Below are 12,702 nucleotides of genomic sequence, written 5' to 3'. Positions count from 1 at the left end.
GCCGCATTGCAGAATTGATACAAATTATATGAAGCCTCCGACCATTTTGATCGTCGACGACCAGCCGCTTCTGCTGATGCACGCGCAATTCGCATTCGAGGATGCCGGCTATGTGGTGATCCAGGCGGGCAGCGCTGACGAGGCGCTGATCGCACTCGATCGCCATCCCGAAATCTGCGCGATGTTCACCGACGTCGCGATGCCCGGTTCGATTGACGGGGCAGCACTGGCGGAAAAGGCCCATCAGTCGCATCCCCATATGTCGATCATCGTCACGTCGGGCGAACAGCGCAATGTCGCTGCCGATCTGCCCGCCGGGGTCCAGTTCATACCCAAGCCCTATACAGGCCACGACATCATCCGCATGATCCGGGAATGCGTCAGCTGACGACCGGCATAGCCGCCCCGGCCGCGGATCATGCCGCCTTGGCCAGGTGCGCCATCGGGCGACCGATCAGATAACCCTGCACCTGGTCGCATCCCAGATCGCACAGCATCCGGTATTGCGCTTCGGTTTCCAGCCCCTCTGCCACGATCGGGATGTTCAGGCTGCGTCCCAGCCCGATCGAGGCGCGAACGATCGACAGGGCCGGGCCGTCCTCGTCCATCGCCTGGATGAAGCTGCGGTCGATCTTGATCTTGTCGAAGGGAAATTGCTGGAGGCTGCTGAGCGAGGCATAACCGGTGCCGAAATCGTCCATCACGATTCCCACGCCCGCGGCCCGCAGTGCCGCCAGATTGGCGGTGGTGGCTTCGCGATTGTCGATCAGCACGCCTTCGGTCACTTCCACCTCGATCCGGCGAGGATCGATCCCCTGGGACGCGGTGGCGGCCAGCATCCGCCGGGCGAGGTTCGGTTCGCGAAGCTGCACCGGCGACAGGTTGATCGCCAGCATCCATTCGGCGGGCCAAGTGCGCGCGGTGGCCAGCGCATCGACAAACAGACGCTGCCCGATCTCGCCGATCAGGCCGCTTTCCTCGGCCAGGCCGATGAACACGTCCGGGCTGACCGGCCCCAGCACCGGATGATCCCAACGCGCCAGCGCTTCCTGTCCGATGATCCCGCGCGACGCGCAATCGGCGATCGGCTGATAGACCAGGTGCAGTTCGCCGCGCGTGACGGCCTCGTGCAGTTCATGCGCCAGCCAGTGGCGCTGCCGCCGCTCCTCGTCCATCGCCATGTCGTAACGGCGGGCGCAGTGGCGGCCATCGGCCTTGGCACGATAGAGCGCGATGTCGGCGCAGGCCTGAAGCTCGTCGGCCTCCAGCCCGTGGCGGGGCGACAGCGCAACGCCGATGCTCATCCGCACCGACGGGCTTACGGGGTCCTCGGCAATGACGGCATAGATGCGGCGGACCAGCGGCTCGGCATCCTCTTCGTCGGCGGACAGATGGTGGATGATCGCGAATTCGTCGCCACCGATGCGCGCGACCGTGTCGCCGGTGCCCACCGATACCGCCAGCAGGTCGCTGGCACGCTTGAGCAGGATGTCGCCAGCCGCATGGCCGAGCGTGTCGTTGACCCCCTTGAACCCATCGAGATCGATCGCCAGCAACGCGATCCTGCGCCCCGCCTGCAATGCGGCATCCAGCCGGTCGGCGAAAACGATGCGGTTGGCCAGCCCGGTCAGCGGATCGTGATGCGCGAGATATTCGACCTGCCGCTGGATACGCTCGCGTTCCTCGGCGGCGCGGGCCAGCATGTCCATGCCCCGTGCCAGCTCGCCCAGTTCGTCGCGGCGATGCACTGACAACGGCTTCAGCGACTGGCCCTTGCTCATCGCGCGCATCCCCGCGACGATATCCATTAGCGGCCGCATGACCCGAATACGAAGCCAGAGGATCAGCCCGCCAGCCAGGATCACGAGGAGCAGTCCGGCCAGCATCATCCGGGTCAGCACCCGCTTCGCCAGCGCCTCCACCTCGCGGGTTTGCCAAGTAAGGCGGCTGCCGAGTCGTTCGTGTACCAGCTCGCGATGACGCTCCATGTCGTGCAGCCTGGCGATGAACAGCGGCATGGTCCGCTTCATCAGGGCCGTGTCGACCGCCGCCCCGCCGATCACGCGGCGCGCCGTGCGCAGGAAGCGGCGTTCCGACGACACCGCCGCCAGCTGGGCCGAACGGATGGGGCGCGGCATCCCGTCATGGCGGATCAACGGCTCCGCCAGCCACGTCCGCGCTGCGGCATCCAGTCCCTGCCAGCGCTCGGCAGGCACGGCTTGCCCCCTTTCCAACTGGCGCGTCAAATCGCCGACCTGGATTCGGAAATCGCGAAGGCGCGCATCCCGTTTGTCATGCTCGTCCAGCAGGGACGCGATCTCATGGGTCGACCGGACCATCCCAAGCAACTGGTTGTTCAACAGAAGTCCGCGACTCCCCAGCGCCAGACTGATTCCCAGCACGACGGTCAGCATCGTCGCAAAGCGAAATTCGAGGGACTGAATGCGACGACGAAGCCAGATCATGGTCACTGGCGTATAGGGCTTCCTCTTAAAACAGGTTAAGCAATCGCCACGTACCTGCCCTCTTCCGGCTCAGTCCTGCGCAAAGACCAGCATGTTGATCGCCCGGTCCCGCTCGGTGATAGCCAACACCCGGCCGCCCATCGGCAGGGATCGTTGCGGACAGGCGGGACGCGAACATTGGCGGCACCCCGGTCCGATCGGTGTCGCCGCCTCGGTCAGCGGATGGCCGCGCGCCGCGGCGACCTGCCCCGCCAGCCCCGCCTCCAGACCCAGGACGATGGCGAAGCGCGCCCGCACCCCGGAGGCGTCACGCCCCGCCCGCTCCTGCGCGCGCGTGATCGTCGCAAAGCGGCTGCCGTCCGGCATCTCGACCAGCTGGAACAGGGCCTCCCCCATCCGCTCGAAGGCGGCAAAGGCCTGCCAGAGCGGGCAGCGTCCCTCAGCCTCGACCAGGACCGGGTTCGCCGCCCCGGCATAGCGCTTGGACACCTGTCCCGCCCGGTCGATCCGCATCAGGAAAAAGGGCAGTCCGCGCGCTCCGACCCGCCCCAGCGTCGTCAGCCGGTGCGCCAGTTGCTCGTGCGACACACCGAAGCGCCGCGCCAATATGTCCAGATCATAGCCGGTCGCCTCGCACGCGCGCAGGAAACGGGCATAGGGCATGACCAGCGCCGCCGCGAAATAGCGGTGCAGATAGCGCCGGAACAACCGCTCGGCGAGCCGGTCGCCAAAGGCCGCGCCGCGCGCCAGCGCCTCGATCTCGGCACGCGCCTCCAGCTGGGCGAGTTGAGTCGCCAGGGCAAAGACCCGTGCCGGGCCGTCGAGCATCTCGGAAAGCTGCAACTGGCGCGCATGGAGGTCCAACCGGGTCAGCAGCTCTGGCAATATGTCGATCGGCAGGATGCGGATGGTCAGCGCATGGCGGACTCGCAGCCGTTCGGCCAGCGTGGCATAGAGATCGCTGGCCCCCATGCGCAGTTCGTCGGCCAGTCCCTCGGCGGCGGCGTCCAGATCGGGGAAATGATTGCGCCACCGCTCGATCTCGCGCCGAACGGTCACGGTCGGCTCGGGGGCTGCCGGAGCCTCGGCTCCTCCTCCACCAGCCCCGGCCAGCCGGTCGAAGGCACGCGCGAACGCCTCCGCCCCGCCCGGCGCGGCTGCCAGCCATTCCTCCAGTTCGGCGCGGTCGATCTCCAGATCGGCGAACAGCGGATCGGCCAGCCGCCGCCGCATCGCCGCCGCGCCGCCGCCCGGCGCGCCGCTGGTCAGCGCGCGCGGATCGAAGTCGAACGTCTCCACCAACCGCACCAGCAGCGCGGCCGACACGGGCCGCTGGTTGCGCTCGATCAGGTTCAGATAGCTGGGCGAAATCTCCAGCATCTCCGCCATCGCCGCTTGGGACAGGCCGGTCTGCCGCCGCAGCCGCCGAACGGCATGGCCCGCAATCACCTTGGCTCCGCTCATCGCCGCTCTCCTTGCGGCCCAGGCTGCGCCGCGCCTGGGACCATGTCAATTCTTTACAAGTCGACAGGTCATGTCAGCGGCATTGGCGACGGCGCGACGCGGTCATACGCGCGCCATCCCTTATGTTTCGATCAACCTCGCGGCAATCTCGCGGTCAAGAACAGTCAAACTGTAAAGGATGATGCGATGCCGAGCTTCCAGGATCTGATCCCCGCCCCCGCCGGGCGGTTCGACGGCATCGCCCGTCCCTACACCCCCGCCGATGTCGCACGGCTGCGCGGATCGATCACGGTCGAGCATACGCTGGCCCGACGCGGCGCGCTGAAGCTGTGGGAATTGCTCCAGACCGAGGATTATGTCCCCGCGCTGGGCGCGCTGTCGGGCAATCAGGCGATGCAGATGGTCCGTGCCGGGCTGAAGGCCATCTACCTCTCGGGCTGGCAGGTCGCGGCGGATGCCAACACCGCCGGGCAGATGTATCCCGACCAGTCGCTCTACCCCGCCAATGCCGGGCCGGAGCTGGCGCGCAGGATCAACGCGACGCTGACCCGCGCCGACCAGATCGAACATGCCGAAGGGGCTACGACGCGCGACTGGTTCGCGCCCATCGTCGCCGATGCCGAAGCCGGGTTCGGCGGCCCGCTCAACTGCCATGAGATCATGAAGGCCTATATCGCGGCGGGCGCGGCGGGCGTGCATTTCGAGGACCAGCTGGCCTCGGAGAAGAAGTGCGGCCATCTGGGCGGCAAGGTGCTCATCCCCACACAGGCGCATATCCGCAACCTGGACGCGGCGCGGCTGGCGGCGGATGTGGCGGGCGTGCCGACGGTCATCTGCGCCCGCACCGATGCCGAGAGCGCGCGGCTCATCACGTCCGACGTGGACGAGCGCGACCATGACTTCCTGACCGGCGAGCGGACGGCGGAGGGCTTTTTCCGCCTGAAGCCGGGCACCGGGGTCGATCATTGCATCAAGCGCGGCCTGGCCTTCGCGCGCCATGCCGACTTGTTGTGGTGGGAGACGTCCAAGCCCAATCTGGCCGATGCCCGCCGCTTTGCCGAGGCGATCCGGCGCGAGCATCCGAACAAGATGCTGGCCTATAATTGCTCGCCCAGCTTCAATTGGGAGGCCAATCTGGACCGCGACGACATCGCCCGGTTCCAGCGCGAGATCGGCGCGATGGGGTACAAGTTCCAGTTCGTCACGCTCGCCGGGTTCCACCAGCTCAATTACGGCATGTTCGAGCTGGCGCGCGGATATCGGGATCGCGGCATGGCCGCCTATTCCGAACTGCAACAGGCCGAGTTCGCCGCCGAGGCCAACGGCTATACCGCGACCCGCCACCAGCGCGAAGTGGGGACCGGCTATTTCGACCTGATCGCGCAGATCGCGGCGGGCGGCGACAGCTCGACCACCGCGCTCGCCGAATCCACCGAGGCCGCCCAGTTCGTCCAGGCCGCCTGACCCATTACGAAGGAGAATATGCCATGCCGACCGAACCGCAACGCAGCCGCGCCGTCTTCTCCACCGAGGACTTCGCGCTGATGAAGGAAGCCATTGCCGAACATATCAAGCGGGTCGCCGATGACCCCCGCTCGATCAAGTTCGCCCATCTCTACCACCGGCTGGGACGGATCGCGTCCTGAGGTGACGGCTCGTGAACGGGGGTGGCAAGCTCCCCCCACCCCCGTTCGCACTGAACCCTTCGGCTGGCTGGCAAGCCAGCCGCTCAGGATAAACTTCGGCGCATCGCGCCGAAGTCGAAGTGCACGCCCAAACCTTCGCCGAGAATCCCTTGGCCTTCGACTGCGCTCAGGCTGAACGGGGGTTGGGACAGATGCACTGCCAACCACCCTGTGTAGACTCCACGGAACAACCGACCCCATCGCACGCTGTACCGGCCATGCCCGACACCGGCCTGACCGCCCGCATTCGCGAGAATATCGTCCTGTACGGCGCGCTGGCGGCCAATCTGGCGATCGGCGTCGCCAAGTTCGTCGCGGCCGGGATCACCGGCTCCTCCTCGATGCTGACCGAGGGCGTGCATTCGGTGGTCGACAGCGGCAACCAGGTCCTGCTGCTCTATGGCCAGAAGCGCGCCAAGCGCGGGCCGGATGCGATCCATCCCTTCGGCTATGGGCGAGAGCTGTATTTCTGGGCGTTCGTCGTCGCTATCCTGATTTTCGCGCTCGGCTCCGGCATCTCGATCTATGAGGGCTGGCTGCACATCCGATCGCCCGAGCCGCTGCGCGATCCGACGGTCAACTATATCGTGCTCGCCATCGCCTTCGCGCTCGAAGGCGCCAGCTGGACCATTGCCGTGCGCGAGTTCTCCCGCACCAAGGGTAAGAGCGGCTGGTGGCGCGCCATCCACGATTCCAAAGACCCGCCGGGCTTCATCGTCCTGTTCGAGGATTCGGCGGCGCTGGCGGGCCTGGTCATCGCGGCGCTCGGCGTCTGGTTGTCGCACGAGACGGGCGATGCCCGGATCGACGGGATCGCCTCGATCCTGATCGGGCTGGTGCTGGGGCTGGTCGCGATCCTGCTCGCTCGGGAATCCAAGGGACTGTTGATCGGCGAGCGCGCCGACCCCGAGGTGGTCGAGACGATCCGCGGCATCGTCGCCGCGCGGCCCTGGATCACCCATGTCAATCATGTCCGCACGATCCACACCGCGCCCGACAGCATCTTCGCCGCGATCAGCGCCGATTTCGTCGACAGCCTTCCCATGGGTGCGGCAGAGACGATGATCGAGGGGCTGGAGGACGACCTGCGACTCGCCGTGCCCAGCCTGTCGTCCATCTATATCCGGCCCGAGAAGCAGGAGAATGCGGCTGTGGCGACCCCGCAACATGGGTTATGAGGGCCGTCATGACGATGTTCCTGCGACTCGCAATGGCCTTGGCCCTGACATTCGGTTGCGCGCTGCCCGCGCAGGCGGCGGTCACGATCACCTTCTGGAGCCATGAACTGGGCGACAGCTTTCCCCATGCCTTTTTCTCATTGCGCGGCACTGTGGACGCGACCGGCCAGCCGGTGGACGCCAATTATGGTTTCACCGCCCGGTCCGTGTCACCAGCCATTCTGATGGGCACGGTCAAGGGGCGGCTGGACATCTCCAAGCCCTTCTACATCTCGACCAGCGACGCGCAGTTTTCCTATGTCATGACCGATGCGCAATATGGTGACATATTGGCGCTGGTCGCGGCTTGGGACGAGAAGACGGGTGACTCGCATTATAATCTGAACGACCGCAATTGCGTGCATTTCGTGCAGGAGGCCGCGCGGCGGCTGGGACTGGTCGGACTCGACCGCCCCGACCTGATGAAGAAGCCGCGTTCCTATCTGAAGGCGGTGGCGCAGGCCAATGCCGACCGGGTCACGGTCCTGGGCCTGCACGGCAAGGCCTATCTCGCCTCGCTGCCGCCGCTGCCTGCCGCGCCGGTTTCACCGACTCCCGCCCCGGTTCAGGGCGCGACCGGCTCCAGTTCGAGCAAGTCGACCACCGATTCGTAAGCCGGGAAGGGAAAGGCGATGCGCCAATGGGTCGCATCGACCCGCTCGACCACGCCCGCCATGTCGCGCGCCCGGTCGCGGCCATAGGCGTAGGAGCGTTCCTCGTCCCCCAGGATCATCGTGCCCAGGAAGATGCTGCGCGCATCGGTATCGGGATAGATGCGCCCGGTCAGCCGCTGCGACCCGTCGATCTTGGCCAGCTGCTGCCCGCCACCCGCCACCCGGCAGCGAAAATAGGGATAGGCGACATAGGTCAGCGTCGCGCGCCCCTGCGACCCCAGCTTGATCGTGCGGCAGCGATAATTCCCATCGGGCAGCTTGGGGTCCGCGATCGAATAGTCGGGATCGGCGAGCTGCCCCAGCGCGGCGATCTCGGCCGTCGCCCCGCCCGCCCGCGCCTGGGCCAGCCCCTTGACCCAGGCGCTGCGCCATCCGCGCAGGCGGATACGGTCATCCTCGGTCGCCGCCAGCCGCCAGTCATTGGCCTCCTCGACCCGCTGCGCCTGCGCGGCCGCCATGCCGCCCGCCGCCAGCGCCGTGCCGAGCAGGACCAGCGGCCACCTCATTGCGCGGTCCAGCCGCCATCGACCGACAGGTTGGCGCCGGTGATCGACCTGGCTTCGTCACGGCACAGGAACAGCGCCAGCGCCGCGACCTGTTCGATGGTGACGAATTCCTTGGTCGGCTGCGCCTTCAGCAGCACATCGTCGATCACCTGCTCGCGGCTAAGGCCCCGCGCCTTCATCGTGTCGGGAATCTGGTTTTCGACCAAAGGCGTCCAGACATAGCCGGGCGAGATGCAATTGGCCGTGATGCCATCGGTCGCGACCTCCAGCGCCACGGTCTTGGTGATGCCGACCACGCCATGCTTGGCCGCGACATAGGCCGACTTGTTGGGGCTGGCGACCAGGCTGTGCGCCGAGGCGGTGGTGATGATCCGGCCCCAGCCCTTGGCACGCATATGCGGGATCGCCGCGCGCATCATGTGCCAGGCCGAGGACAGGTTGATCGCGATGATCGCATCCCATTTCTCGACCGGGAACTCGGTGATCGGGGCGACGTGCTGGATACCGGCATTGTTGATGACGATGTCGACCGAACCCGTCTCGGCCGCCGCGCGATCGATCATCGCCTCGATCTGGTCGGGCCGGGTCATGTCGGCGGGGTCGTACAGCGCCGCCGCCCCGCTGGCCTTTTCCAGCGCGGCACGGTTCGCCTCGATCGCGTCCGCCTCGCCGAAACCATTGAGCACGACCGCCGCGCCCTCCGCCGCCAGCGCCTTGGCATAGGCCAGCCCGATGCCCGAGGTGGAACCCGAGATCACCGCCGTCTTGCCCTTCAGGAACATGCCATTCTCCCGTGCTGTGCACCGCATCATGCGGTCCAATTCCGACCCGTGCAACCGCCGGAAGGCTTTGCGGGTTCAACCTCTCGCCGAAGACCCGCATAGGCGGGCATTATGACAAAGGGGTGAGACGATGCGGCTCGACGATTATGACAACAATATCGATGTCGGCGAGGCGCAGTCGGGCGGCGGCTTCGGTGGCGGTGGCGGCGGATTGCTGTTCGGCCTGTTGCCGCTGATCGGCAGCCGCTTCGGATGCGGCGGCATCGTCGTCGTGCTCATCATCCTGGCGGTGGTCGGCATGAACCCGCTTGGCCTGCTCACCGGCGGTGGTGGCGGCGGCAATGCCCCGGTCACGCGGTCTGCGGACTCGACCTCCGGCCAGAGCGTCCGCCAGATTTGCGAAGCCTCGCCCGAGCGCCGCGACACCTGCCGCGCGTTCAGCAGTGCCGACAATACGTGGGAAAAGATCTTCGCGGAGTCGGGGCAGCGTTTCCAGGCACCCGGCCTGCGCTTCTTCAAGCCCGATGCGAACAGCGTCCAGTCGGGTTGCGGCGTGGCGCAGTCGGCGGTCGGCCCCTTCTATTGCCCGACCGATCGCAAGATCTATCTCGACACCAATTTCTTCAACGAGCTGGCCAACCGCTTCGGCGCGAAGGGCGATTTCGCGCGCTATTATGTCGTCGCACATGAGTTCGGCCATCATATCCAGACGCTGCTCGGCACGTCGGACAAGGTGCACCAGGCGCAGCAGGCGGCGGGTCAGGCCGAGGGCAATGCCCTGTCGGTGCGGCTGGAGTTGCAGGCGGACTGTTATGCGGGCGTCTGGGCCGCGAAGAACCGCGACCGGCTGGAGCCCGGCGATGTCGAGGAAGGCATGACCGCCGCCCGCGCCATCGGTGACGACACGCTCCAGCGCGAAGCCAAGGGCCGGGTGGTGCCGGACAGCTTCACGCACGGCACCTCCGAACAGCGGATGCGCTGGCTGCGGCGGGGCATGGAGACGGGCGATCCGGCGCAGTGCGATACGTTTTCGGGCACGATCTGAGCGAGTGAAATGCTCCCCCTCCCGCAAGCGGGAGGGGGTCGGGGGGAGGGCTAGGAGTCTCACCGAGCCCGTCGCTTGTGGCCTTTCCCTCCCCCTCCCCCAGCCCCTCCCGCCTGCGGGAGGGGAGTGAGACAGGATGCGGCGGCGATTTCGGGAAAGAGCCAGTCCCCGGCTATCGATAGATATCAAGCCATACTACGCCACCCCATACTCCCCCTCCCGCAAGCGGGAGGGGGTCGGGGGGAGGGTCAGGAGTCTCACCGAGCCCGTCGCTTGTGGCCTTTCCCTCCCCCAGCCCCTCCCGCCTGCGGGAGGGGAGTGAGACAGGATGCGGCGGCGATTTCGGTGTATTTATCCGGCAATTGTCTCCGATCTGCATAGCGCGGAACCCCGCCGCAGATGCACCCCCTCCCGCAGGCGGGAGGGGGCCGGGGGGAGGACCGGAGGTCTCACCGAGACTATCCTCCGCGCCCCGCCCCTTACAGCTTCACCAGCATCTTGCCCTTGTTACCGCCGGTGAACAGCGCCAGGAACGCCTCGGGCGTCCGGTCCAGTCCCTCGAACACCGTCTCCTCGCGCTTGAGCTGGCCGTCCTTCAGCATCCCGGCCATGTCGCGGTAGAATCCCGGCTGATCCTTGAAGTCGCTGACGATGAAGCCCTGAATCCGCACGCGGTTGCCGATCAGCCGCGCGAGATATTTCAGGCTCGTCGGCTTGGCGTCGTTATAGACGTCGATCATGCCGCAGATCGCAAAGCGCGCATTGGGCTTGGCATGGGCCAGCGCGGCATCCAGATGATCGCCGCCGACATTGTCGAAATAGACGTCGATGCCGTCTGGCGCCGCTTCGCCGAGCGCGTCGACCACCGACTGGCCCGACTTGTAATCGATCACCGCATCCGCGCCGAGCGAGCGAACCCAGTCGCACTTTTCCGCGCCACCGGCCGATCCGATGACGGTCATGCCCTTGGCCTTGGCGATCTGGACGACCGTCGAGCCGACCGCACCGGCCGCTGCCGAGACGAACACCGTGTCGCCCGGCTTGGCCTCGGCCACCTGGAGCAGGCCGTAATAGGCGGTCATGCCCGGCATGCCGAACTGGCCCAGATAGGCCTGCGGGTCGACGCCCAGATCGGGCAACGGCTGGACATGCGCGGCCGGAAGCACCGCCTCGTCGCGCCAGCCCGCCATATGGCTGACCATCGTGCCGACCGCGATGCCGTCGGCGCGGCTTTCGACCACTTCGCCGATCGCGCCGCCCTGCATCGGCTCGCCGAGCTGGAAGGGCGGGACATAGCTCTTCGTGTCGTTCATCCGCCCGCGCATATAGGGGTCGACCGACAGCCAGCGATTGACGATCCGCACCTCGCCCTCGTTCAGGGCGGGCAGGTCGCGCTCCACCAGCGCGAAATCACCGTCAACGGGCGTGCCCTTGGGGCGGGCCGCCAGGGTCCAAGCCTTCATCATCATATCCTTTTCATCATCTGGATCGGACATGGGAAAAGGCCCGGGTGATGTCCACCCGAGCCCTCCAAGAAAAGTCACCAGTCGGTGACGTTTTTCTTTATCAATAACCCCGGCTGGTGTTCGAGGTGCTGCCCGACGTGGCGCTGGTGGTCGTGCCGGTGCCGGTCGTGGTGCCGGTGGCCGACGTCGTACCCGTCGTGCTGCTGTTATTCTGTGCCGAGCTGGTCGTACCGGTCGCACTCTGGCCGTAGCCGCTCGATTGGCCGCCCATGCCGGTCTGGCCGTAGCGATTGGCCTGACCGTAGCGGTCGTTTTCACGGGTGTTGTCGCCGAACATGGCGCGCGCATTTTCCTCATCGCGCCACTGGGCCTTGGCTTCCTCGGCGGTCTTGGTCAGCGTGACCTTGTCCTCGACGGACTTCAGCCAGCGCGACGGGATCGAGTGGTGCTGGCCGCCCGCATCCTTGTCGTTCTTGGTCAGCAGGATGCGGTCGCCGCGCACCTTGTCGACGGTGCCGACATGGCTGCCGTCCGAACCGACGACTTCCTGATGCTCCTTCACCTTGGGCAGAAGGCCGCGCTGGCCTTCGCGCTCGGTGCGCCAGCTCGAGAATTCGTTCTGGAACTTGGTGCGGTTCTCGCTGCGATATTCGTCATAATCGCGGTCGAGCGCGGCGATCTGGCCCGAGCGCCAGTGGTTATAGTCATGGTCCTGCTGGGCGTAATAGCGCTCGTCCATGCGCGCGTCCGCCTCACGGCGACGCTCCGCTTCCTCGTCGCCGAACCACGAGCGGACCTCGTCCCCGGCGCGCGCGAAGAATCCGCGATCCTCATAGTCATAGCCCTGCGGCTGGCGCCCATAGTCGCGGCCCGACGGCTGCTGGCGACCATAGTCCGAACGGCCATAGTCCGAGCGACCATAATCACGGCGCCCCTGGCGGTCGTCGCGGCCATAACGGTCGCCGGTATAGCCATAGCCACGCGACGAATCGCCATAGCTCGACGCGCTGCGATAGCCTTCACGGCCGGTGTCGCGGTCATAACGATTCTCGCCGCCGCGATAGGCACCGTATTGGCCCGAACGGCCTTCACCGTAACGGCCTTCATTCTGGCGGCCGCCGAAATCCTGGCGCGACGCGTTGTAGCTGTCGCGGTCATAACCCTGACGGCCATAGCCCTGATTGCCGTAATCGCGCGCGCCATAGCCACGACGGCTGTCGTTGCGGCTGTCGTTCCGGTCGTCGTCATACGCGCCTGCCGCTTCATAGTCGCGGGCGCTGGAATAGGTGTAGTCGCGCCCCGAGCCGTAGTCCCGGCCATAGTCGAAGTCGCGGTCGCCACGATTGGCGTCGCGGGAATAGCGGTCGTAAGCCATCCTAAACCCTCCTGAAATTCGAT

The 12,702-nt window shown here is 66.4% G+C and carries 12 protein-coding genes; 6 read left to right on the top strand and 6 right to left on the bottom strand.

Going from position 1 to position 12,702, the window contains the following annotated elements; all coding sequences use genetic code 11:
- Positions 1–28: 28 nt before the first annotated feature.
- Complete coding sequence (locus tag BSZ14_RS08385; RefSeq protein ID WP_076710575.1) at positions 29–388, top strand: response regulator; 360 nt, start codon at positions 29–31, stop codon at positions 386–388.
- A 28-nt stretch (positions 389–416) separates the two neighbouring features.
- Here the strand turns inward: BSZ14_RS08385 and BSZ14_RS08380 are convergent, their stop codons facing one another.
- Positions 417–2,465 carry a putative bifunctional diguanylate cyclase/phosphodiesterase gene (locus BSZ14_RS08380; protein ID WP_076710574.1) on the bottom strand — a complete coding sequence of 683 codons (2,049 nt, stop codon included), beginning with the start codon at positions 2,463–2,465 and terminating at the stop codon, positions 417–419.
- Between the two features lie 69 nt (positions 2,466–2,534).
- Entirely contained in the window at positions 2,535–3,929 is a 1,395-nt protein-coding gene (locus BSZ14_RS08375) for a helix-turn-helix domain-containing protein (RefSeq protein ID WP_076710573.1), read from the bottom strand.
- A gap of 186 nt (positions 3,930–4,115) precedes the next feature.
- On the opposite strand from BSZ14_RS08375, the gene aceA reads away from it, so the two are divergent.
- From aceA to BSZ14_RS08360, 4 genes are all read left to right on the top strand, one after another.
- Positions 4,116–5,393, top strand: a complete 1,278-nt coding sequence (gene aceA / locus BSZ14_RS08370; protein WP_076710572.1) for an isocitrate lyase — start codon at positions 4,116–4,118, stop codon at positions 5,391–5,393.
- Positions 5,394–5,416: 23 nt separating this feature from the next.
- A complete protein-coding gene (locus tag BSZ14_RS19870) occupies positions 5,417–5,575 on the top strand; it encodes a hypothetical protein (protein ID WP_167334684.1) in 159 nt (52 codons plus the stop codon).
- Positions 5,576–5,832: 257 nt separating this feature from the next.
- Positions 5,833–6,792, top strand: a complete 960-nt coding sequence (locus BSZ14_RS08365) for a cation diffusion facilitator family transporter (protein ID WP_076710571.1) — start codon at positions 5,833–5,835, stop codon at positions 6,790–6,792.
- A gap of 8 nt (positions 6,793–6,800) precedes the next feature.
- Entirely contained in the window at positions 6,801–7,445 is a 645-nt protein-coding gene (locus BSZ14_RS08360; RefSeq protein ID WP_042485910.1) for a hypothetical protein, read from the top strand.
- Here BSZ14_RS08360 and BSZ14_RS08355 read toward each other — a convergent pair.
- Both BSZ14_RS08355 and BSZ14_RS08350 read right to left on the bottom strand, forming a co-directional pair.
- A complete protein-coding gene (locus tag BSZ14_RS08355; RefSeq protein ID WP_052811442.1) occupies positions 7,397–8,011 on the bottom strand; it encodes a DUF4893 domain-containing protein in 615 nt (204 codons plus the stop codon). The two genes, BSZ14_RS08360 and BSZ14_RS08355, sit on opposite strands and share 49 nt — an antisense overlap.
- A complete protein-coding gene (locus BSZ14_RS08350; RefSeq protein WP_042485913.1) occupies positions 8,008–8,793 on the bottom strand; it encodes a 3-hydroxybutyrate dehydrogenase in 786 nt (261 codons plus the stop codon). The genes BSZ14_RS08355 and BSZ14_RS08350 overlap by 4 nt, the downstream gene beginning before the upstream one ends.
- A gap of 130 nt (positions 8,794–8,923) precedes the next feature.
- On the opposite strand from BSZ14_RS08350, the gene ypfJ reads away from it, so the two are divergent.
- Positions 8,924–9,838 (top strand): KPN_02809 family neutral zinc metallopeptidase, encoded by a 915-nt coding sequence (gene ypfJ / locus BSZ14_RS08345; protein ID WP_076710570.1) that lies wholly within the window; start codon positions 8,924–8,926, stop codon positions 9,836–9,838.
- Positions 9,839–10,317: 479 nt separating this feature from the next.
- On the opposite strand, the gene BSZ14_RS08340 is transcribed toward ypfJ, so the two are convergent.
- Together BSZ14_RS08340 and BSZ14_RS08335 are read right to left on the bottom strand one after the other, a co-directional pair.
- Complete coding sequence (locus BSZ14_RS08340) at positions 10,318–11,304, bottom strand: NADP-dependent oxidoreductase (RefSeq protein ID WP_198930483.1); 987 nt, start codon at positions 11,302–11,304, stop codon at positions 10,318–10,320.
- 100 nt (positions 11,305–11,404) lie between these two features.
- A complete protein-coding gene (locus BSZ14_RS08335; protein WP_076710569.1) occupies positions 11,405–12,679 on the bottom strand; it encodes an SWFGD domain-containing protein in 1,275 nt (424 codons plus the stop codon).
- Between the last annotated feature and the right edge of the window lie 23 nt (positions 12,680–12,702).

The sequence above is a fragment of the Sphingomonas sp. Sph1(2015) genome (assembly GCF_001970915.1).
Lineage (GTDB): Bacteria > Pseudomonadota > Alphaproteobacteria > Sphingomonadales > Sphingomonadaceae > Sphingomonas > Sphingomonas parapaucimobilis.
This window is presented reverse-complemented; position numbering and strand designations above follow the sequence as displayed.